This is a genomic window from Arundinibacter roseus (assembly GCF_004348825.1).
Lineage (GTDB): Bacteria > Bacteroidota > Bacteroidia > Cytophagales > Spirosomataceae > Arundinibacter > Arundinibacter roseus.
In genome coordinates this window covers 171,041-191,952 of record NZ_SMJU01000007.1, presented here as the reverse complement: position 1 = coordinate 191,952, position 20,912 = coordinate 171,041, and the positions used below count along the sequence as shown (strand labels likewise).

The 20,912-nt window shown below is 42.6% G+C and carries 21 protein-coding genes; 13 read left to right on the top strand and 8 right to left on the bottom strand.

Annotated elements, in window-relative coordinates:
- Window positions 1-52 precede the first annotated feature (52 nt).
- Entirely contained in the window at window positions 53-1,798 is a 1,746-nt protein-coding gene (locus EZE20_RS12640) for a GMC family oxidoreductase (RefSeq protein ID WP_132118142.1), read from the bottom strand.
- Window positions 1,799-1,994: 196 nt separating this feature from the next.
- Here EZE20_RS12640 and EZE20_RS12635 point away from each other — a divergent pair, with 196 nt between their 5' ends.
- Complete coding sequence (locus tag EZE20_RS12635) at window positions 1,995-2,945, top strand: L-threonylcarbamoyladenylate synthase (protein WP_132118140.1); 951 nt, start codon at window positions 1,995-1,997, stop codon at window positions 2,943-2,945.
- 28 nt (window positions 2,946-2,973) lie between these two features.
- Complete coding sequence (locus EZE20_RS12630; RefSeq protein WP_132118138.1) at window positions 2,974-3,792, top strand: sterol desaturase family protein; 819 nt, start codon at window positions 2,974-2,976, stop codon at window positions 3,790-3,792.
- Here the strand turns inward: EZE20_RS12630 and EZE20_RS12625 are convergent.
- Window positions 3,760-5,190 (bottom strand): ATP-dependent DNA helicase, encoded by a 1,431-nt coding sequence (locus tag EZE20_RS12625; protein ID WP_132118136.1) that lies wholly within the window; start codon window positions 5,188-5,190, stop codon window positions 3,760-3,762. The two genes, EZE20_RS12630 and EZE20_RS12625, sit on opposite strands and share 33 nt — an antisense overlap.
- A 212-nt stretch (window positions 5,191-5,402) precedes the next feature.
- Between EZE20_RS12625 and EZE20_RS12620 the strand changes: the two genes are divergently transcribed.
- From EZE20_RS12620 to coaD, 4 genes are all read left to right on the top strand, one after another.
- A complete protein-coding gene (locus EZE20_RS12620; RefSeq protein WP_165933466.1) occupies window positions 5,403-5,840 on the top strand; it encodes a CBS domain-containing protein in 438 nt (145 codons plus the stop codon).
- Window positions 5,841-5,912: 72 nt separating this feature from the next.
- Window positions 5,913-6,401 (top strand): NUDIX domain-containing protein, encoded by a 489-nt coding sequence (locus tag EZE20_RS12615; protein WP_132118134.1) that lies wholly within the window; start codon window positions 5,913-5,915, stop codon window positions 6,399-6,401.
- 9 nt (window positions 6,402-6,410) lie between these two features.
- Window positions 6,411-7,316 (top strand): DUF3822 family protein, encoded by a 906-nt coding sequence (locus EZE20_RS12610; RefSeq protein WP_132118132.1) that lies wholly within the window; start codon window positions 6,411-6,413, stop codon window positions 7,314-7,316.
- A 23-nt stretch (window positions 7,317-7,339) separates the two neighbouring features.
- Window positions 7,340-7,801: a pantetheine-phosphate adenylyltransferase gene (coaD, locus tag EZE20_RS12605; RefSeq protein ID WP_132118130.1), complete on the top strand. Its 462-nt coding sequence runs from the start codon at window positions 7,340-7,342 to the stop codon at window positions 7,799-7,801.
- Here the strand turns inward: coaD and EZE20_RS12600 are convergent.
- The 3 genes from EZE20_RS12600 to EZE20_RS12590 form a co-directional block, all read right to left on the bottom strand.
- Window positions 7,798-8,211, bottom strand: coding sequence for a DUF983 domain-containing protein (locus EZE20_RS12600; protein ID WP_132118128.1), 414 nt, complete (start codon window positions 8,209-8,211; stop codon window positions 7,798-7,800). The genes coaD and EZE20_RS12600 overlap by 4 nt on opposite strands.
- Window positions 8,212-8,247: 36 nt before the next feature.
- Window positions 8,248-8,544: a thioredoxin gene (gene trxA, locus EZE20_RS12595; protein ID WP_132118126.1), complete on the bottom strand. Its 297-nt coding sequence runs from the start codon at window positions 8,542-8,544 to the stop codon at window positions 8,248-8,250.
- Window positions 8,545-8,628: 84 nt separating this feature from the next.
- Window positions 8,629-9,318 (bottom strand): NUDIX hydrolase, encoded by a 690-nt coding sequence (locus tag EZE20_RS12590; protein WP_132118124.1) that lies wholly within the window; start codon window positions 9,316-9,318, stop codon window positions 8,629-8,631.
- Window positions 9,319-9,418: 100 nt separating this feature from the next.
- Between EZE20_RS12590 and EZE20_RS12585 the strand changes: the two genes are divergently transcribed.
- The 4 genes from EZE20_RS12585 (at window position 9,419) to EZE20_RS12570 (ending at window position 14,346) form a co-directional block, all read left to right on the top strand.
- The gene (locus tag EZE20_RS12585; protein ID WP_132118122.1) at window positions 9,419-10,720 is read left to right on the top strand and encodes a hemolysin family protein; all 1,302 of its coding nucleotides are present in this window, start codon (window positions 9,419-9,421) and stop codon (window positions 10,718-10,720) included.
- Window positions 10,720-11,364, top strand: coding sequence for an orotate phosphoribosyltransferase (gene pyrE / locus EZE20_RS12580; protein ID WP_132118120.1), 645 nt, complete (start codon window positions 10,720-10,722; stop codon window positions 11,362-11,364). Before EZE20_RS12585 ends, pyrE begins: the two co-directional genes overlap by 1 nt.
- A 102-nt stretch (window positions 11,365-11,466) precedes the next feature.
- On the top strand, window positions 11,467-13,605 hold the full coding sequence (ppk1, locus tag EZE20_RS12575) for a polyphosphate kinase 1 (protein ID WP_132118118.1): 2,139 nt from the start codon (window positions 11,467-11,469) through the stop codon (window positions 13,603-13,605).
- Window positions 13,606-13,608: 3 nt separating this feature from the next.
- Window positions 13,609-14,346 carry an SOS response-associated peptidase gene (locus EZE20_RS12570; protein ID WP_132118116.1) on the top strand — a complete coding sequence of 246 codons (738 nt, stop codon included), beginning with the start codon at window positions 13,609-13,611 and terminating at the stop codon, window positions 14,344-14,346.
- On the opposite strand, the gene EZE20_RS12565 is transcribed toward EZE20_RS12570, so the two are convergent.
- Window positions 14,343-15,269, bottom strand: coding sequence for an ROK family protein (locus tag EZE20_RS12565; protein WP_132118114.1), 927 nt, complete (start codon window positions 15,267-15,269; stop codon window positions 14,343-14,345). The two genes, EZE20_RS12570 and EZE20_RS12565, sit on opposite strands and share 4 nt — an antisense overlap.
- Window positions 15,270-15,388: 119 nt before the next feature.
- Between EZE20_RS12565 and EZE20_RS12560 the strand changes: the two genes are divergently transcribed.
- Both EZE20_RS12560 and EZE20_RS12555 read left to right on the top strand, forming a co-directional pair.
- On the top strand, window positions 15,389-15,856 hold the full coding sequence (locus tag EZE20_RS12560) for a redoxin domain-containing protein (protein WP_132118112.1): 468 nt from the start codon (window positions 15,389-15,391) through the stop codon (window positions 15,854-15,856).
- Window positions 15,857-16,020: 164 nt separating this feature from the next.
- Window positions 16,021-16,614, top strand: coding sequence for a TetR/AcrR family transcriptional regulator (locus EZE20_RS12555; RefSeq protein WP_132118111.1), 594 nt, complete (start codon window positions 16,021-16,023; stop codon window positions 16,612-16,614).
- A 37-nt stretch (window positions 16,615-16,651) separates the two neighbouring features.
- On the opposite strand, the gene epsC is transcribed toward EZE20_RS12555, so the two are convergent.
- Window positions 16,652-17,476, bottom strand: a complete 825-nt coding sequence (epsC, locus tag EZE20_RS12550; protein WP_132118109.1) for a serine O-acetyltransferase EpsC — start codon at window positions 17,474-17,476, stop codon at window positions 16,652-16,654.
- Window positions 17,477-17,707: 231 nt separating this feature from the next.
- Between epsC and EZE20_RS12545 the strand changes: the two genes are divergently transcribed.
- Window positions 17,708-18,550: an alpha/beta fold hydrolase gene (locus EZE20_RS12545; protein WP_228713713.1), complete on the top strand. Its 843-nt coding sequence runs from the start codon at window positions 17,708-17,710 to the stop codon at window positions 18,548-18,550.
- Between the two features lie 61 nt (window positions 18,551-18,611).
- Here EZE20_RS12545 and EZE20_RS12540 read toward each other — a convergent pair whose 3' ends face one another.
- Entirely contained in the window at window positions 18,612-20,882 is a 2,271-nt protein-coding gene (locus EZE20_RS12540) for an NADP-dependent malic enzyme (protein WP_132118105.1), read from the bottom strand.
- Window positions 20,883-20,912 lie beyond the last annotated feature (30 nt).

Below are 20,912 nucleotides of genomic sequence, written 5' to 3'. Positions count from 1 at the left end.
AGGAATAAATTAATGTTTTTAATGAAAATTCAGACGCATATGTTGCGTGCGCTTACAAATTCTTTTGCTTCACCTGATCAATAATATAATCAGATGCTCTCCATGACAATGCAAGGATTGTCCAGGTTGGGTTTTTGTCTGCCTGTGAAACAAACGAGCCACCATCCACTACAAACACATTCTTGACATCGTGAGCTTGTGAATATTTGTTCAATGCTGACGATTTCGGATCATTTCCCATCCGAACAGTACCTACTTCATGAATGATCCGGCCGGGTGCAGCAAGACCGTAGTCATTTTCAGGACCAGGTTTTGAGCCATTTGGAATACCACCCAGTGCATGAATGATTTCTTCAAAAGTATCCTGCATGTGTTTAGCCTGTTTTACTTCATAATCTGACCATTTATAGTGAAAACGAAGGACAGGAATTCCAAATTTATCTACCACATTCGGATCAATTTCGCAGTAGTTGTCTTCGCGGGCAACGGCTTCTCCACGGCCCGACATACCAATACTTGCTCCGTAAAAACGGCGATAATCATTTTTAAGGGACGCTCCGTAGCCTCCGCCTGTTTTCATTTTTCCATCGGGTCCGGCGTATTTTCCATTGGTGTTTTCCATGCCCCAGCCAAATCCGTAGCCCGGCATTCCCATACCGCCGCCGTACTCAATATGGTATCCACGCGGGAAATCTAGTTTCTTGTTATCCAACCACCAGGGTGTATACACGTGCATACCACCAACGCCATCTTCATTGTAACGCTTCCTGTCCATGAGCATCGGCATAAATGCACTTCGCGAGGCACCGGTAGAATCGTGCAAGTATTTTCCAACAATTCCACTGGAATTCGCAAGGCCATTCGGGAACCGGGGCGATTTGGAGTTGAGCAATAGTCGTGAAGACTCGCAGGCACTCGCTGCCAGCACCACGATTTTTGCCTTGATGGTATGTTCGGTAAGCTTTTCTTTATCAACATACGATACGCCCGTAGCCAGTCCGGTGGTTTGGTCTGTCAATACTTCACGAACCATCGCGTTGGTAAGCAGTGTAACATTGCCTGTTTTCAGGGAAGGTTTCACCAATACTGACGATGAGGAAAAATCTGCATATGCCTGACATCCGCGGTTGCATTGATGGCAATAAAAACACGATCCGCGATCTTCGTTGATTGGTTTTGTTAAAATAGACAAACGGGCAGGAATAACCGGAATATTAACGCTTTTTCCGGCTTTCTTTATCATCAGCTCGTGCAAGCGTGGCTTGGGCGGCGGTAGAAAAATACTGTCGGGGTCGTTGGGCAGATTGGCTGCCTCACCAAAAACGCCAATTAATTTATCAACCTGATCGTAGTAAGGTTTCACGTCGTCATAGCTGATCGGCCAGTCGTCGCCCAGGCCATCCACACTTTTTCTCTTGAAGTCATTGGGCCCAAAGCGTAGCGAGATCCGTCCCCAGTGATTGGTACGCCCGCCCAGCATCCGCGACCGGAACCAGTCAAACTCAGTGCCACCTTTATGGGTATAAGGTTCACCATCCAAATCCCAGCCTCCCCACGCGGCGTCAAAATCACCAAAGGATCGGAAAGGAGTGCTTGCACCGCGCCTTGGCGACTCCCAGGGCCATTTTAGCTGCGTGATGTATTTGGGATCTGCCGGATCGTAATAGCCGCCTGCTTCGAGCAGGGCTACTTTTGCACCGGCTTTGGCCAGTTGATAGGCCGCCATGCCGCCGCCTGCACCGGATCCAACAATGCAAACATCAAATACAGTGGGTTGTTCTTTGATCTGAAAACTCATATAAGGGAATAGATTTGAACAGTGTTTGATTACCGAATAATTTGTATAAGTATATGTACTACACTTCTTACTCCTTTTGTATTGGTTTACTAAAAAAAATTAATAACTAATTAGCTGTTTTAAATGCTACAGTCTGATTTTGATTCTGTTCTCTAAACTATCATTTTCAGCGTACCTTTGCAAAAAAAAGATTGTAATGATTAGTACGGATCTCGCTTTGGCTGAGAAGTCGCTACGCGAAGGCAAACTCGTGGGAATACCGACCGAAACGGTGTATGGCCTTGCGGCCAATGCCCTGAATTCGGACGCAGTTTTGTCCATTTTTGAAGTCAAAAATCGTCCTGCGTTTGACCCTTTGATTATTCATACTGATTCGATGGCATCTGCATTGAAGTACGTCGAGGATTTTCCTGAAAAAGCACAGCTACTTGCTAACGCATTCTGGCCCGGACCATTGACGCTGCTTTTACCCAAAAAATCCATAATTCCGGATTTGGTAACCTCAGGCCTTGAAACTGTGGCAATACGTGTACCCAACCACCCGCTTACGTTGCATTTATTGAACAGGCTTGATTTCCCATTGGCTGCGCCAAGTGCAAATCCCTTTGGATATGTGAGTCCAACTAGGGCTGTGCACGTGGATGACCAATTGGGAACAAAAATAGCAATGGTCCTTGATGGTGGCGCCTGCGAAGTTGGGATTGAATCTACAATTGTTAGTTTTCAATCTGATGAACCCGTGGTTGTGCGTGTAGGAGGGCTGCGGCTGGAAGATATTGAAGCGGTGATTGGCAAAATCAAAACCACGCTGCATTCAAGTTCAAATCCGCTGGCTCCGGGTATGCTCAAAAGTCATTATGCGCCGCGTAAGCCACTTTTTTTAATGACAAAGGATGAAATGAGGAACAAGGTGCCTGAAAAAGAAGTTGGCTATTTGTTTTTCCAGGAAGCTATTTCCGATACTGAAAATAAAAACCAATTGATCTTATCCTCAACGGGAGATTTCCGGGAAGCAGCCCAAAATTTATTTGCCTTTATGCGAAAACTTGATACCCTGCCAATTTCCAAAATTTGGGCAGAAAAACTACCTAATCATGACTTAGGGAGAGCTATCAATGATCGGCTTTTGCGTGCTTCTGTTCGGTAATCAGCAAAAATCAGATTTTACAACTTTTATGAAAACCGTAGATTTTAGCGAGCCAGGCACTTTTTTGCTTACAGCTGCTTTTATGTTTCTTGGAATATTTGGTCGTTATGTGGCCATTGCACTGCTTTTCAGTGTGTTGGTTCAAGGTGTTTACAAGGACAAATTTTCGCCGAGGCAGGTTCAGAAACGTCCACGACGGGATCGTCAGACACAGGTTGAAATCGGATGGTCTTTTTTTACGTCTATTTTATTTGCCCTGGCAGGAGCTGCCATGGTGTTAGTCTGGCAAAAGGGCTTTACAAAGGTTTACCTGGAAGTAAACGAATACCCGCTGTGGTGGCTTCCGGTTAGCCTGATCATTGTGTTGTTTTTGCACGAAACCTACTATTATTGGCTTCATCGATGGATGCACCGCCCATCGATTTATAAATATGTGCATAAAGTACACCACGATAGCATTACGACTTCGGCCTGGACCTCTTTTTCCTTTCATCCTCTGGAAAGTATTTTACAGGCAATTTTTATACCCGGCCTGCTGTTTATATTGCCTCTGCACCTGTATACGATTGGACTCGTGCTCCTGATTATGACCACCACAAGTGTAATCAATCACCTGAATACTGAGCTCTATCCTCAGGATTTTCATACGCATTGGTTTGGACATTGGTGGATCGGCGCCACGCATCACAGTCTGCATCATTCGCAGTTCCGAACCAATTTTGGGTTATATTTTACCTTTTGGGACAAATGGATGAAGACTGAAAGTCCACAGTATGCCCGACTTTTTGAGGAAAAAACTGAAAATAGTATATCATCAATTGAAAAAATTGAGATGAAAATTCATTAAAAATACTTCATCTGTTGAACGGGTAATGGCCGTGTATAGCCATCGGATAAATTCAGTATTTACCTGTTCTTCGGGCAAATACCCCTGATCAATAAATATGGTGCTCCACTGTCCACCCTGCGACTTGTGGCAGGTTAGCGCATAGGCAAATTTTACCTGCAGGGCATTCAGGTATGGATCTTTGCGCAGAGCCTCTACCCGTTCTTTTTTTGATTTAATAAAAAAATAATCCTGCATGACGCTCTCATACAGGCGTTTATTCTCTTCCTGAGTCAGCGAGGGCGCAGGGGAATGAAGCGTGTCCAGGAATATCTTTGCTTCAAACTCCGGTTGATCGTCATAATCTGTTAGCCGCAGGACTGCATCTGCAAACCGAAATCCGTGTATTTCTTCGGTTCGTTTTAATTTCAATAATTCCACAAAATCACCATTGGCAATAAAACCCACGGGGGAGTTTTCGTCCAGAATTGAATAATTGTTCCGCACCACCATCAGCCGATCGCCGGCGTCAAGTTCGTCTTCCGAAAAATTTATACTGCGCCTAATGTACTCATTATACTGAACCGCAGTTTTATTGGAACGCGTGATTATGATACAGTTTTCAACTCCATATTTGTCGTACGCATAGCGAATACCATCTTCCAGTTTTTCTCCGGTCATTCTGTAAATATCCCGAAAAGATTTTGTCTTGATGTGGATCTCAGGTTTTTCAGCGTGTAGCTGTTTGCGTAGTTCGGTAGCATTAAAAAGAATACCCGAATGCTCGTCCTGCCGCATAACTTCTGTTAGCTCCTCGTCAAAAATGGACAGAAAGAAGTTCTTTTCAAGATACTCTTTGTCAAGAGCCGGGCTCACTTCTTTGCCAACAGGTGGCAGCTGCGCCAAATCTCCAACCAACAGGAGTTTATTTCCGGGGTTTTCGTACACATACTCGACTAAATCCGCCAACAGGCTTGCGTTGCCAAAATCAGCATCATCACTGATCATCGACGCTTCATCGACTATAAAGAGTGTGTCTTCGTGATAATTTTTTTGTCGTTCAAAAACAAACGCGCCGGAGTAGGCATCGGAAGTTTGTTTGTATATTTTTTTGTGAATAGTAAGGGCATTTTTCTTGGAGTAACTAGCCATTACCTTAGCTGCCCGGCCCGTTGGGGCCAATAAAACGGACTTGTAGCCAAACTTTGGCAGTACTTTTATCAACGTACTCACAAGCGTCGTTTTTCCTGTTCCGGCATATCCTTTCAAAACAAAGCCATCCCGGTAACGTTCAAGTCCTTCCTGTTCTACCAGAAAATCATTCATTTTGGTAAAAAAGCGTGTTTGACTTTCCGTAGGTTTAAAAGGGAAGCGCTTGATGAGCCATTCGGAGGGAAGCTGAGAATCGGATTGTGACATAGGTTAAAAGCTGTTGACGTCGTATATTTTTGAGGTGTAAAGTAAAGGTATAAATCCGAATGAGAGTGAATTTGGATGCTAATTCGACAAGCAAACCAGTCCGTAGAGTCTTTTCCGGTAATTATTTCCAGTAAAAAATTTAAAAAAACAGTTTCTTAGACTTACATTAGAAACAAAAAAATCTTTTTCTAAACCTAAATCCTGAAAAAACTATGAAAGTTAGTCAAATCCTGGCCGGAAAGAATATCGACTGCATTTGGTCTGTAACGCCCACCAACACCGTCTACGATGCTCTGGAACTTATGGGATCAAAGAATATCGGTGCGGTAATTGTCCTCGAAAATGGAGAAATGGCCGGGATTTTTTCGGAAAGGGACTATGCCCGAAAAGGTATTTTGCTGGGCCGCGCGTCTCGCGAAACGCTAATACAGGATGTCATGACGAGTAAGGTAATTACTGTCGATACCGACCAGAAAATTGAGGAATGTATGGAAATTATGTCTGAAAAACATATACGCCACCTTCCGGTTACGAATCAAGGTAAACTAGTCGGCATTATCTCTATCAATGACATTGTGACGGCCATCATTCGTGAACAAAAAGTCCATATCAAATCTCTGGAAAGCTATATTTCTGGAAATCCTTTCTGAGAATCGCTAAGTAGGTAGTCTTCCTATGAGGAAAGGTTAGCTATATTTGCAGTCCAAAAATCAAAAGGAATCTTGGATAAAGCTAGAGAAGAGGTTCTTCGCCTCTACGGAAACCGACTCCGCACCCGCGTGTGCGGCATTTGCATCATCGACGACCGCCTACTCATGGTTCGGCATCGGGGCATTGGTATCACCGACACGTTTTGGTGCCCACCGGGGGGGGGGATTCAGTTTGCTGAAATGGCGCCTGATGCCTTAAGAAGGGAATTTCTGGAAGAAACAGGCCTCGTCATAGAACCGCAAAAAATGCTGTTTGTCAACGAATTCCTGCAACCTCCGCTGCATGCCATGGAATTATTTTTTGATACCAAAATTTTAGGTGGCACTATTCTTTTGGGTCAGGATCCGGAAATGTCTGAACACAATCAAATTATTACGGAAGTCGAACTCATGACGTTTGATCAAATCAAGGCATTCCCGCCCGATGAAGTTCATCGAATGTTTCAATTCTGCACTTCCATGAGCGATATTTTTACTTTAAACGGCTATTTGCCTAGCTAAAAATTTATAATGGATTTGTCAGGGACTGTCACAACTACCGGGTTATTGCTCCCGACCGTCATTATCGCTCAGGAAAATTTTGACGCGAATGATTGCGGGGAATGTACTCTATGCTTTGAAATTGACGAATCACGCTTTCGTTTTTGTGTAATTAAGGAAACTAGTTCGCAATGTTTGTGGCTTGAAGATTATGCGTTTGATACTTTTTTGAACGAAGAGGATTTTTTAACCACCGTCAAAAATCTAGTCTCAAATCATCGGTTCTTAGCAACCGATCAATGGAAAAATATCCGGGTTGCTGTGAACACACACTCCTTTACGCTCATTCCCGGAACCTTGTTTCGGAAAGAGTACGCAAGTGATTATCTGCAATTTGCCACGGGTAGAAGCTTGTTTCCGAATGAGCGGGTACTTTATAAATTTATGCCCGGAATCGACGCATTTTCTATCTTTTCGCTTCCTGCCCATTGGTCCGATTGGTTGCAAAATCAATATCCTTTTCAACAGGTAGACTTTTTTCACCTGACTAGTCCGCTAATCACAGGAACACTGACAAATCAGGCGCAGCCGGGAGAGAGCCAGGTCGTTACTTTGCATTTGGAAGCAGATTATTTTACTATGATTTTGGTTGAAAATCAATCTCTTAAATTTTGTAATCGATTTCCGTACCAAAGTCCGGCGGAACTAACATATCTCATACTTTTTTGTCTGAATCAGCTTCACGTAGTTCCTGAAACGATCCAGATGATATTATATGGTGAAATAACACCCTATGCCGACCTTTACATTGAACTTGCCCGATTTATCCCCGAGCTTCATTTTGGTAAAAATCCGGAAGGTTTAAACTATCTCGCTGATTTTGAGGATATACCGGAGCATCGGTATTTTGGATTATTGAATACGTTTCTCTTTTAATTCTTACTTTCTAACCCTAACTCATGAAGAGAATTGCACTATTTCCCGGCTCCTTCGATCCATTCACCAAAGGACATCAGGACATTGTTTTGCGCGCGCTGAATTTGTTTGATGAAGTCGTGATTGGCATAGGAAATAATGCAAATAAAAAGCGATACTTCCCGCTGGAACTGATGAAAAAGCACATTGAATCGAGCTTTCGGGAACAAACCAATGTGCGGGTTATTTCGTATGACGACCTGACGGCTCGCATTGCCCGTGAAGTCGGCGCGCGTTTCCTGTTGCGCGGACTTCGCAACACCACCGATTTTGAATATGAAAACGGTATTTCACAAGTAAACCGTTTCGTCTATGAAGAAATCGAAACGGTTTTTTTAATTACTTCCCCACATTTGGCTCCAATCAGTTCGAGCATTATCCGCGATCTTCACCGGTATGGACAAGATGTGAATGAGTTTTTACCTTACTCACTTACAGAAGGTTAGGAGTTTTTACGCTCTGCTTTCATCTGCCGTGCTGCTTCACCTTTGGTTGAGCTATAACTTACAAAAATGTTTATCCAAATAATCCGGGCTGTTCTGAACAGGATAGGTAGCAAAATAATTATGGTTGGCAATAGCGCTGCGAGGACATAGTTGATGTCCATGTCCAGTGTAACTACGAACACAACGAATGATGCTACCGTTAATGCGACCGAAAGTGCATAACTTACGTACATTGCTCCAATGTAAAAGCCGGGTTCCCTTTTAAAAGATTCCTGACAAAACTCACATGATTCGTTAAGCTTGTCAAACTTTTTCAGATTATAGGGATTGTTGGTGACAAAATAAGAGCCTTCATTGCATTTGGGGCAAGTATTGGTCAAAATGCTGTAAACCTTTGAACCTTTGAGCATTAGTTTTTTTTTGGGTGAGTAATTTCCTTAGTTAGTTTACATGAATTTCTCCATGACATTGCTTAATTGCTGAGCGCTGACATATCCCGACTGTCGCCACTTGATCTTGCCTTTCTGAAATATCATCAGCGTGGGAACTCCCTGAATTTGATATTGAGCAGCAGCTTTTTGGTTTTTGTCAACGTCAATCTTGACGACTCGCGCTTTACCCTGCCATTTGCGGGCTACATCTTCGAGTACGGGTTTCATCATTTTGCAGGGACCACACCATTCTGCAAAAAAATCAACAAGCACCGGCTCGTCTGAGTTTATTATTTCTTTGAAATTTGCCATGAGAACTTAAAAGGTTAGTGGAACTAATATTTCCTGAGTACACACAAAAATGCCACTTTTTGGAAACTCGCACAGTAATAATTGTCACATAGTCCGCGCTTCTTTCTGCATGCTATTCAAAACTTCCGCCACATACCGAATAGAACTGAACGAGTTGACCAACTTTTTCTGCACATCCGGAAAGGAAAGCCATTCCAAAAGTTCAATATCTTCATCAGCCTGCGGACACATGCCTTCATCGTCCTGACAGTCAAGTAAATACCATTTGGTGCGTTTCAGAATCCGGCTGTTTTGGAACGTATAAGTATGCCAGGTAGTACATAACTTTTGACGGATAACCGCTTTGACTCCGGTTTCCTCTTCAATTTCACGAACAGCAGCCTTCCGCGAGCTTTCGCCCCGATCAAGTTTGCCTTTTGGTAAATCCCATTTTTTGCGGCGGTACATAAGCAACCATTGATCTTTTTTGATCACCACCCCGCCTGCTGCTTTCAATACTTTATACAGACTTTTAATTCGGGCGGAAACTTCCTTTTTGTTTGTAGTAACCAAAGTTACCGAAAGCAGGTCGTCCCGGTGATTTTCAAGATAGTCAAAAATTTGTGCCACGTTGGAAGCGGTCACATTCAGGAGCAGTACGTGCCCCAAAAATTCGAGGGTTTTGAGTTTGGAAAGCCTTAAATCCAAAATCTGATCAAAATGGGTTGATTCCGTTCGCTCAAAATCTTTTTCCCGTATGATTTTGATCGGACGGTCATTCAAAAAAATAATCATGTGACTGGATTTGTTACGTGCTACAAAATTAAGTAAAGAGTTTATTTTAGACGGCAGGTATTATTTATAAATTTGCAGAATCATCAATATAAAATATTCATTGGAACTTCTCATCATTTTGTTTCTGGTGTTGTTGAATGGTGTCTTTTCGATGTCAGAAATAGCACTGGTTTCATCCAGAAAATCCAGACTTGAAGCTTTTGCCCGAAACGGGGACAAAAAGGCCAAAGCCGCTCTGGATCTTGCCAACTCCCCAAACCGCTTCCTCTCAACTGTTCAAATCGGTATTACCCTCATCGGCATCCTTACGGGGGTTTACAGTGGTGATAAAATCACTAGTGATCTTGAAGCTTTTTTGGCTACTATAACTTTATTGGAACCCTACAAACATCCCGTAGCGGTCGGTTTGGTGGTTTTGTTCATTACTTTTCTGTCGCTCATCCTGGGTGAACTTGTACCAAAACGGATTGGTATGGCTAATCCGGAAGGAATCGCAAAGTTTGTCGCCAAACCCATGAATGTGCTGTCTATCTTGACTTCACCGTTTATTGTATTGTTAAGCGTATCCAGTGACTTGATAATCAAGATTTTGGGTATCAAACAAACCGAAAGTTCAGTTACCGAAGAAGAAATAAAAAGTCTGATTCAGGAAGGAACAACGGGTGGTGTCTTTGAGGAAATTGAACAGGAAATTGTTCATAATGTTTTTCAACTGGGCGATCGGCGCGTTACATCCCTCATGACCAACCGACAGGAAATCGTGTGGCTGGACATTGAAGACAGTATGGCGGAAATCAAGGCTAAAATTTTTGAAACCAAGCATGCGGTTTATCCGCTTTGCCGGGGTGCCGTGGACAATGTGTTAGGCTTGATTTATATTAAAGATCTCATTGGAGAAGACATTGATCATCGTCTTGGAATGCTCAATGTACTCAAACGGGAGCCTGTATACCTTCCGGAAAGCAACCGTGCCTATCAGGCATTGGAAAAATTTAAGGAACATCGCGTATTTTTTGGAATTATCGTGGACGAATATGGTGGATTGATGGGTGTCGTAACCATGCATGACATCATGGATGCACTTGTGGGGGATATTTCAGAAGAAGATGAATACGAAAAAGAAATTTTTGAACGTGAAGATGGCAGCTTCCTGATCGATGCTCAACTTCCTTTTGATGATTTTGTGCAATTCTTTGAAGTAAACGTTCCGGATGCAGAGCGTAAAGAATTGGTTGGTTTCAATACATTGGGAGGTTTTGCTCTCCACGTTTTGGAAGATATTCCCGAAACAGGGGAGAAGTTTCGCTGGAAACACTTTGATTTTGAGATCATTGATATGGATAAAAGCCGAATCGACAAGATTTTGGTAGTTAAAAATGAATTAATCGATACAAACGACTGATGAACGTCTATAATGAAGCGGTAGCGCGTCAGGTTGCTACCCTGTTGCTGCAGGCAAAAGCTATAAAATTAAGTACTGATACCCCATTTAAATGGAGCTCAGGATGGAACTCACCCATTTATTGTGACAACAGGATTGCACTTTCAGTGCCTGACACACGTACTTTTATAAAACAGCAATTGGCTGATTTAGTTACACAAAATTTTCCTGAGGCTGAGGCAATTGCTGGTGTTGCAACGGCCGGAATTGCGCAGGGAGCGCTATTGGCTGATTTGCTGAATTTGCCGTTTGCTTACGTTCGGCCCGAGCCCAAAAAGCACGGAATGGGCAACCAAATCGAAGGGCGCCTTGAAAAAGGGCAGCAGGTGGTAGTTATAGAAGATCTGATTTCTACCGGCGGCAGTTCTTTAAAAGCAGTAGATGCGCTTCGGCAGGCTGGGGTAGAAGTTGCCGGAATGGCCTCTATATTTACATACGGATTTGATATTGCGGACCAAAATTTTGCAGAAAAAAATGTCAGAAGTATGGTGCTGAGCGACTATTCCTTTTTACTTGAAGCAGCGCTTTCCGAAGGATATATTAGTTCTGATCAAGTCGAAACGTTAACTACGTGGCGGCTTGCACCCGAGAAATGGGGGATTTAGTCTCCTGACTAGACCTGTCATGTAGAGAAATCATATTGTCAGATCCCTATTTTGTGGCTAACTTGGATGAATATTTACTAATTATCCAATTCACATTCGGGCATGATTGATGTTTCACATCCGTATTTTGATACAAATTTAAGCTGGCTTTCCTATAACTATCGGCTGCTGATGGAAGCCAAAGACGAGTCCGTTCCCCTGAAGGAGCGGCTTCGTTTTTTGGCGCAATACTCCAATCAAATGGATGAGTTTTTCAGGGTTCGGTTTCCTATGTTGCTGGCAATGAAGGAAGTCAGTAGTGACATACTTGAAAAATTAAATATTTATCCTGAACCACTTCTTGAACATATCCTGGAAACAGTTGATAATCAGCTTGGTAAATTTGATGATTTACTTTCAACCCAACTAGTTCCGGCTTTAAAATCACAAGGAACCCATTTCTATTTTAAGGAGCAATACCTGCCTGAGCATGCAGAATTTGTTAAACGTTTCTTTGTTGACAAAGTTTTCCGGTATATACAGCCAATTTTTCTCAATGGTCGTCGCGGTTCAAAAATCACTTTTTTTGAACCAAATCATCTGTACTTTATTCTACGGCTGATTCGTCGGTCTGAGCCAGGCGAAATATGGTATGCGTACGTAAATATTCCTGCCAAACAAATCAAAAGGTTTGTGGAGCTGCCCACGCTTGAAGGAGTCAAATACCTTACGTTTCTGGACGATGTGGTCAAACTGAATCTACCGATGGTTTTTCCGGGGTACGAAATTCTTGATTGCTTTGCCATTCGTGCCGAGCGCCAAACTGAACTTGCCATTGATGATGAATACCCTTTGTCGCTTGTTCAGAAAATAAATCGTCAACTGGAAAAAAAGAATTTCATTCAGCCTCATCAGTATTTTTGTGAGATGGGAATGCCCAATGAAATGAAAGAAGCGCTTTCGGAACGCCTGGGAATTTTGCCCACAGAGTTCTATGAACGAGGACGTTATCTTTTTTATCAGCAATTGGCGGAGTTTCCGGTTACGAGTAAAAAGATGGAGTATGCACCTCAAAAAGCTGTGCCACATGTAGAATTGAAAGAGGGCGAATCGCTCTTTGAAACCCTCAATAAAGGAGATCAACTGTTGCATTTGCCGTATCACTCCATTGATCCGGTAGTTCGCTTTTTCAATGAAGCTGCCATTGATCCATACGTTCGCGAGATTTACGTGTCACTCTATAAAATTAGTGCTGATTCATTTTTGATCAATTCGCTAATAAGTGCTGCCAGGAACGGAAAACGCGTGGTGACTTTTGTAGAATTAAATGCTAAACTTGACATTCAGGAGAATTTGCAGTGGGCGCGTAAAATGAAAGATGCCGGGGTGAAAATTATTTTTAGTCTTCCCGGCCTGAAAGTTCACGCAAAAATCGCCTTAATCAAAAGGAAAGTAAAAAAGGGCTGGGATCGATATGCCTACCTCGGCACAGGTGGATTTTACCGCCTAACATCGCGTGAGTTTGTGGATCATGCTTTGCTTACAAGTAACCGTGAGCTGACCAATGATCTTGAATTGTTATTTGGCTATTTGGGAACAAGAGAAGAACCAAAAAAATATAAATATCTGCCTTTCAATTACCTGCATGTTTCACAGTTTTCGATGGTTAAGAAAATTATTGAACTGATTGACCGGGAGATTGCCAATAGTAAGTCAGGATTAAAGGCGATAATTTCTATAAAAATCAATCAGTTGCAGGATCAAACCCTCATCAGTAAGCTTTATCAGGCCGGTCGGGCAGGGGTAAAAGTCAACGTAATGATCAATGATAGCTGTTGTCTGATCCCGGATCTCCCAACGATCAGCGATAATATACGCGTTACCCGATTGGTGGATCGTTACTTAGAAAATACCCGAATTTTCTATTTTTATAATCGGGGAAAAGAAGATGTATATCAATCCTCGGGCGATTGGACCTATCGGAATTTTCATCGTCGAATTGATGTTTTGTATCCGATTCTGGATGAATATCTGAAATCGCAAATTAAGCAGGTATTGGATAATTATCTGAATGATAACCAAAAAGCGGTAAAACTTGATACTTACCAAAATAATTTGCTGTGTAGTGAAACAGAATCTGGCGTAAAAATCAGGGCTCAGGAGGTGAACTACCGGCTTACGGAGCGCATTGAACACCGAACGCCAACGCTCTTTTCACTCGTAACCTCAGGAGATAAACCTATTCCAGAACCAATCAACTGATCCATGTGCTACTATAACTCTCTTACGATTAAGAAGAAAGAACTAGCTCAAAAGTATGCTCTTTTGGAAGAAAAAGTACCGGAGTTTGCACCAATAGTTATTGCAAGTGGGTTTGAGATTCCGATTTGGCCAATACTGACGGCCCAACAGCCCGACCGTTTTATCAAAGCAACCTGGGGCCTGATTCCTGCCTGGATCAAAACTGATGAACAGGCAATGAAGCTACGCATCTCGACCCTAAATGCACGTTCTGAAACTATTCACGAAAAGCCTGCTTTCAAAGCTGCCTCAAATCTTGCTCAACGCTGCCTGATTCCTTCTACCGGATTTTTTGAATGGCAAACAGTCGGGAAGAAAAAGTATCCGTATTTTATTTACATAGAAAATCAGCCAATTTTTTCAATGGCCGGACTTTGGGAAGAGTGGACGGATGAAAAGAATGTCGTTCATCACACGTTTTCAATTTTGACGGTGGAGGCCAATCCTTTGATGGCTCAAATTCATAACACAAAAAAACGAATGCCGGCAATTTTGCCAGATAAGCAGGCACAACTTTGGCTTGATACTACTTTGCCCGTGCGAGATGCTGCCAGGCTTCTGCGACCGTTTGATAGTGCTGGTTTAAAGGCACATACGATTCGGCCCATCGGAGGTAAAACATCAAAAGGGGAAAGCTCCTCCGTACATGAACCTTATACGTATCCAGAGCTTTCCGGTCAACTTTCGATTTTTGGGTCCTAACGGAAGGTGAGCATTGCCGCACCAAAAACTCCCGCCGAGTCGCCTAGTTTAGGACGTAAAATTGGAGTAGAGAATGTGGGATTGAAGACATACTTTTCAGCTCGTTTTACCCCTTCTGAATACAACAAATCAATGTTTCCCACACCACCACCGATCACAATTGCGTCAGGATCAAGTACATTGACCAGGGTTGTGATGGCCTGACCAAATTTTTCTAGCAGACGTTCAATCGTTGCGGTTGCAGCGGCGTCATTTCCCTCCTCATAGTTTTTCAGAATTTGGGGTAATTTCAGGGAGCGTCCACTTTTTTCAAGATAATAACGCTGTAAGGCCGGGCCCGAAAGAACCTGCTCCACACAACCTTGCTTGCCACAATAACAGGGGAAGCCATTTTCTTCCAATACATTATGTCCCCACTCGCCGCCTATTCCCTGCATGCCATTCAGCACAAAAGCCTGACCGTCGTTTCCGCGCATGACAATGCCTCCACCGACGCCTGTTCCCATAATAACCCCGAAAACAGTCCGATAATTTGGGGCATAGTCCTGAACAACCCCTAGTTGTGCTTCGGCAAGTGCAAAGCAATTGGCATCATTGGCAATCGACACCGGAATACCCAAACGATTGGATAAATCGTCCCGCAAAGGCTTGCCGTTCAGGCAAGTTGTGTTGCAGCCTTTCATGGTATTTGTAACAGGATCGAGCGTTCCGGGTGTACCCAAGCCAATAGCCTCAGGTGAATACCCGGTTTCGCTTTGCATGATTTGCACAATTTCAACGATTCGATCTACAATATGTTCATAGCCTTTCGAGGCTTCGGTATCTATCCTTTTTCTAAATTCAACAGCATCGGGAGAGGGCTTGGAAAGGATTACCCCTTCAATCTTGGTTCCGCCGAGGTCAATACCCCAAAAAGTCTGCATGTGCAATTGTCTAGTTTAGTTATAAAAAAAAAGCTCCAATCAAAAAATCAGCTTGCAACAGGATATTTGATTACATAAACTTACACTTTCAAACATAACTAAAAAAATTCTATACGACTATGAGTTGTAAAATTGGAGAAAAGGCCCCTGAATTCAGCCTGTTTAATTCTGAAAAGAAGCTAGTAAATCTTACTGATTTTGCTGGAAAAAATCTCATCATTCATTTCTTTCCAATGGCCTTCACAGGTGTCTGCACGACGCAATTGTGTACACTTCGTGACGATATTGAGAGTTACAAAAATATGAACGCTGAGGTTGTGGCAATTTCCGTGGATTCACCCTTTGCACTGGCAAAATTTAAGGAACAGGAAAACTATTCCTTTGATTTATTGTCTGATTTCAATAAATCTACCTCAGAATCGTATGGGGCAATCTATGAAGAATTTGTCTTTGGACTCAAAGGAGTTTCAAAACGGGCAGCTTTTGTCGTTGATAAAGAAGGAGTTGTTCAGTATGCAGAGGTTTTGGACAATGCAGGAGAGCTTCCCAACTTCGGAAAAATTAAAGAAACTTTGACGGCTTTGTAGCGACAAGTATTGGAGTAACTCCAATTGTATTTAAGATATTAAAGACTGGATTTAGATACAATAAACCATCATTAAATAATTTAACGGCATTTGGGATCCGTAATTATTTTTTTAAATTTGGTCGGAAGGAATCTAATCCATTATACTCTTTAAATAACGGCTGCATGGGAATTGTAGAAAGGCGTGAACGACTGAAAAAGCAGGTTCGTCAGGATATTATTAAAACCGCTCGGGAAATTGCCAAGGAAGATGGCTGGCAAGCGGTGTCGATCCGAAAGATTGCCGACATCATCGAATACAGTCCTCCTATACTCTATGAATATTTTGATAGTAAAGACAAACTACTCGAAACTATTCGAATGGACGGTTTCGCAACCCTGCGTGACGATTTTGACAGAATCAAAAATTTGTACCGGAACCCGGAAAAACTTTTGGTGGAAGTTGCCCAAAGTATCTGGAACTTTTCGGTTCAGCAACCCGAAGTTTTTCATGTCATGTTTAACCTTGAAGGTGCTTTCTGTAATTCCAAGCAAGTCTACATGCAGGAAATGAACATTAAAGGAAATCCTGTTTGGGAAATGATTGCCATGCTTCGGCCCAAAGCCGGCGAAATGGTAACAAAAACCTACTATGAGTATTGGTGCCTAACCTACGGGTTTATATCCATTACAATGACTACTCAGCCTCGTCACGCCTTTGTGCAGGCAGAGTCAATTTATATGGAAGGCGTTCGGCGGTTTATACGAAGTGCCATGTAATCAACACAAAAAAGGGGCTTAATGGCCCCTTTTTTCATTATGCAATCTGTGGTTTTACTTCAATACTACTTTGATGAAAAACCTGGGAATAAGGGGGGATACTCTTGGTTAGCCACGCATTCCCTCCAATAATCGAATCATGACCGATGACGGTTTTACCACCTAAAATAGTAGCATTTGCATAAATTACGACCCCGTCTTCAATAGTAGGATGCCGTTTTTGGGCTGCCAACGACTTGGCGACATGCGTTGCGCCAAGAGTAACACCCTGATAAATCATTACATGGTTTCCAATAATTGTGGTTTCGCCAATGACAACGCCTGTTCCGTGGTCAATAAAAAAGGAATGTCCGATTTGGGCGTTGGGGTGAATGTCAATTCCTGTCAAGCCATGTGCGTACTCAGTTAGCATTCTCGGTATGAGCGGTACGCCAAGATTGCCTAACAGGTGAGCAATACGATAGGTTGCAATTGCCAAAAAGCCCGGATAAACCGCAATAACTTCCTCAACCCCCACTGAGGCGGGATCATTTTCAGTAATAGCTTGGGCATCTTGTAATAAAAGCTCAAAAATTGCCGGAAGTTGAGCAAAAAAATCCTCAGTAATTTGAACACTTTCTTTGGGCAAACTCGCTTCCAGTGGTTTAAGTAAACAACCTAATTGATTGTTTAAACCTTCGTATGAGTGGAAAATTTTATCCGCATTATCATATTGTGTACAATCCTGACTTATCGGAAACAGAAAATCTATTAAATCATGTAGAAAACGTCCGGTTTGAGCTTTGGACGGAATTCTATATCGGTACGACTGATTTTGTTCGGTAATTCTCCTAAAGAAATTCTCTTTATTTTCCTGATTCATTGATTGTTAAATTGGCTATTGGGCTTTATAAAGATATGTATGAATGCTAAACAGTAAAATCTTTAAAAAGATTGTTGTACCTCACATTTTTGATTTTCTTTTTTGTGGAACGACTATTTTAACTGGAATAAGTATATATCTTTTAGTTGATTCTTAGTAAATTTAGTTGTTCAGAATTCCAAATTGTCTCTTATGTTTCCTAAATCCATTGTATTTCTTCTGATTCTATTCATGCTTTCGTCTTGTTTTGCAAAATACCGAACCACCTATCGGGAGGTTAAACGGCATTATGCTCACAAAACGATGCCGAAAGTGGAATGTATCAAAAACGATACCCTGTGTATTCAGGTGGCAAGTACAGGGGCCGACACGCTTCCATTACTACTACTCATTCATGGGGCACCGGGTGCATGGTGGGGGTATATGAATATGCTGGATGATACGGTTTTGCAAAAAAAATTCCATATTATTTCTGTCGACCGACCCGGATATGGTAAGTCAAAGTTGCTCAAAAAACGTGCCGTAGGTTCCATCGAAATGCAGGCTCAGAGTTTGTTAAATGTATTTTCATTAAATCACTCCAAAGAACCTGCCATCATTTTGGGCCGGTCGTATGGTGCCCCAATCGCTGCCAAATTGGCTACTTTGGCACCTGAAAAAGTGAAGCAGCTGATTATGGTCTCACCGGTGATTGATCCAGATAAAGAAAAGTTTTACTGGTTTTCCAGATACGGCAGAAATCGACTTGTTCAACTGTTTTTACCCAAAGAATTTAATACTGCCACGGAAGAAAAATATATGCATGCCGAGGAACTTCGGAAAATGCTTCCCATATGGAAAAAGCTGACAATGCCAGTGACCGTTATTCAGGGTGGGCAAGACTGGATCGGCGATCCGGTCAATATAGAGTTTGCCAAGAAAAATATACCAAGTTCTCATTCTCAGTATATTACAATTCAAAAGGCTGGGCATATGCTTACTTTTTCCCATCAGGAAATGATCAAAGAAATGCTACTGCGGACCAATAGTGCTAAATCAAGGATGATTACACTAGATCTGGCATCTGGAAAATAAAAGAGGCTGATTCGCAACGCGAAACAGCCTCTTTATGGTAAAATACTGAAAATTAATGACCTTATTTTTTCATTTGTGCTTCTACAACTGCAATAGCCACCATATTTACAATTTCACGAACCGAGCTACCTAACTGCAACACGTGAACCGGTTTTTTCAAACCAACCAAAATTGGCCCAATGGTTTCGAGTTGAGCTACTTCTTTCAGTAGGTTGTAGGCAATATTACTTGCAGAAAGGTTTGGGAAAATCAGCGTATTGGCTCCTCCTTCAATAAGATTACTAAATGGATGATTATTTTTCAAAAGTTCTGTATCGAATGCAAGGTGTGCCTGAACTTCTCCATCTACAATCATGTCGGGATGTTTTTTCTTTAAGATTGCAGCCGCACTGCTCATTTTTTCAGCATCCTTGCCTTTGGCACTACCAAAGTTCGAATACGTAACCATTGCGATGCGAGGCTTGATATTAAAATGCTCAATCGCCTGCGCTGTCAACTCTGTAATTTCAACGAGTTCATCAACCGTTGGTTCAAGGTTTACGGTTGTATCTGAAAAGAACAAAGGACCTCTCGGTGTTAATAGAATGTGCATACCTGCCACCCGGTTTACACCTTCTTTCTTACCAATTACATGGAGTGCCGGACGAATAGTATCTGGATAATTACGCGTCAAACCAGAAATAAAGGCATCGGCTTCACCATTTTCTACCATCATTGCCCCGTAGTAGTTGCGGTAGTAAATTGTCCTTTTGGCTTCCGCAGGTGTCATTCCTTTCCGTTGCCGTTTGGTATACAGCATTTGGGAATATCGTTCGATGGCCTCTTCATTTTCTACTGCCCGTGGATCAACAATCCGGACTTCTTTTAGATCCAGTTTGTGTTCCTCAATCAGATGCTGAATCGTTTGGAGATCGCCCAAAAGTATTGGCGTGGCAATACCTTCGTCACGTACTTCCTGCGCAGCTTTTAGTACTTGTATGTTTTCGGCATCTGCAAATACTACCCGTCTGGAATCCGTTTTGGCCTTATTTAATATTACCCTCGACAATCGTTCGTAACGACCTAAACGGCTGGAAAGCTGTTGTTCGTACGTATCCCAATCGGTAATTGGAAAGCGAGCCACCCCTGTTTCCATGGCGGCCTTGGCTACTGCCGGGGCAACGGTGGTTAATAAACGCGGATCAACTGGTTTAGGGATAATGTAATTTCGGCCAAAGGAAAGATTTGATTCATTATAGGCCAAATTTACGATGTCGGGCACAGGCTTTTTTGCCAAATCTGCCAGAGCACGTACCGCCGCAAGTTTCATGGCTTCGTTGATTTCGGTAGCACGTACATCAAGTGCTCCCCGAAATATATAAGGAAAACCCAGTACGTTGTTGACTTGATTGGGATAATCGGAGCGTCCGGTAGCCATAATGATATCCTGACGGGCGGCAATAGCGTCGGGATACGTGATTTCCGGATCTGGGTTTGCCATCGCCAACACGATTGGGTCTTTGGCCATGGAACGTACCATGTCCTGCGAAACAACATTGGCAACGGATAATCCCAAAAACACATCAGCACCTTCAAGTGCAGATTCGAGGGAGTCGTATTTATTGTCCGTAGCAAACTGAATTTTCAGCTCGTCCAGGTCAGTCCGTGCCGTGTGAATATGGCCCTTACGGTCAAACATCGCAATATTGGAAGCAGAAGCCCCGAGGGCGAGGTATAATTTAGTGCAGGAAATGGCCGAAGCACCTGCACCGGAAACGACTATTCGTACGTTCTCGATCTTCTTACCTACAAGTTCCAGAGCATTCAGCAGGGCAGCACCACTAATGATGGCGGTTCCGTGCTGATCGTCATGCATGACCGGAATATTAAGTTCCTTTTTGAGGCGTGCCTCAATTTCAAAACATTCAGGAGATTTGATGTCTTCCAGGTTTATCCCTCCAAAGGTTGGTTCCAGGATTTTGACTGTTCTGACAAATTCATCGACATCTTTGGTATTCAATTCAATATCAAAAACATCAATATCAGCATATATCTTGAATAACAAACCTTTTCCTTCCATAACGGGCTTGGAGGCTTCGGGTCCAATATCACCTAAACCCAATACCGCTGTTCCATTGCTGATAACTGCCACGAGGTTTCCTTTGGCAGTGTACGTATACACGTTTTCAACGTTTTCCGCAATTTCCAGACAAGGGTCAGCTACGCCTGGCGAATAGGCGAGGGAGAGATCACGTTGAGTATTAAATTCTTTGGTCGGAATCACCTGAATTTTTCCGGGACGACCTTTGGAATGGTAGTATAATGCGTCTTCTTTTCGGATTTTCTGATTCATAAGGCATTAATGATGGTAATACACCACGAA

Bases quoted from the DNA above. Each gene is read 5' to 3' on its own strand.
- EZE20_RS12630 (WP_132118138.1), top strand. From the start codon at position 2,974: ATGAAAACCGTAGATTTTAGCGAGCCAGGCACTTTTTTGCTTACAGCT.
- coaD (WP_132118130.1), top strand. From the start codon at position 7,340: ATGAAGAGAATTGCACTATTTCCCGGCTCCTTCGATCCATTCACCAAA.
- EZE20_RS12540 (WP_132118105.1), bottom strand. From the start codon at position 20,882: ATGAATCAGAAAATCCGAAAAGAAGACGCATTATACTACCATTCCAAA.
- epsC (WP_132118109.1), bottom strand. From the start codon at position 17,476: ATGAATCAGGAAAATAAAGAGAATTTCTTTAGGAGAATTACCGAACAA.
- EZE20_RS12635 (WP_132118140.1), top strand. From the start codon at position 1,995: ATGATTAGTACGGATCTCGCTTTGGCTGAGAAGTCGCTACGCGAAGGC.
- EZE20_RS12600 (WP_132118128.1), bottom strand. From the start codon at position 8,211: ATGCTCAAAGGTTCAAAGGTTTACAGCATTTTGACCAATACTTGCCCC.
- EZE20_RS12640 (WP_132118142.1), bottom strand. From the start codon at position 1,798: ATGAGTTTTCAGATCAAAGAACAACCCACTGTATTTGATGTTTGCATT.
- EZE20_RS12570 (WP_132118116.1), top strand. From the start codon at position 13,609: ATGTGCTACTATAACTCTCTTACGATTAAGAAGAAAGAACTAGCTCAA.
- EZE20_RS12545 (WP_228713713.1), top strand. From the start codon at position 17,708: ATGCTTTCGTCTTGTTTTGCAAAATACCGAACCACCTATCGGGAGGTT.
- EZE20_RS12610 (WP_132118132.1), top strand. From the start codon at position 6,411: ATGGATTTGTCAGGGACTGTCACAACTACCGGGTTATTGCTCCCGACC.
- EZE20_RS12620 (WP_165933466.1), top strand. From the start codon at position 5,403: ATGAAAGTTAGTCAAATCCTGGCCGGAAAGAATATCGACTGCATTTGG.
- EZE20_RS12590 (WP_132118124.1), bottom strand. From the start codon at position 9,318: ATGATTATTTTTTTGAATGACCGTCCGATCAAAATCATACGGGAAAAA.
- EZE20_RS12565 (WP_132118114.1), bottom strand. From the start codon at position 15,269: ATGCAGACTTTTTGGGGTATTGACCTCGGCGGAACCAAGATTGAAGGG.
- trxA (WP_132118126.1), bottom strand. From the start codon at position 8,544: ATGGCAAATTTCAAAGAAATAATAAACTCAGACGAGCCGGTGCTTGTT.
- pyrE (WP_132118120.1), top strand. From the start codon at position 10,720: ATGAACGTCTATAATGAAGCGGTAGCGCGTCAGGTTGCTACCCTGTTG.
- EZE20_RS12560 (WP_132118112.1), top strand. From the start codon at position 15,389: ATGAGTTGTAAAATTGGAGAAAAGGCCCCTGAATTCAGCCTGTTTAAT.
- EZE20_RS12555 (WP_132118111.1), top strand. From the start codon at position 16,021: ATGGGAATTGTAGAAAGGCGTGAACGACTGAAAAAGCAGGTTCGTCAG.
- EZE20_RS12625 (WP_132118136.1), bottom strand. From the start codon at position 5,190: ATGTCACAATCCGATTCTCAGCTTCCCTCCGAATGGCTCATCAAGCGC.
- ppk1 (WP_132118118.1), top strand. From the start codon at position 11,467: ATGATTGATGTTTCACATCCGTATTTTGATACAAATTTAAGCTGGCTT.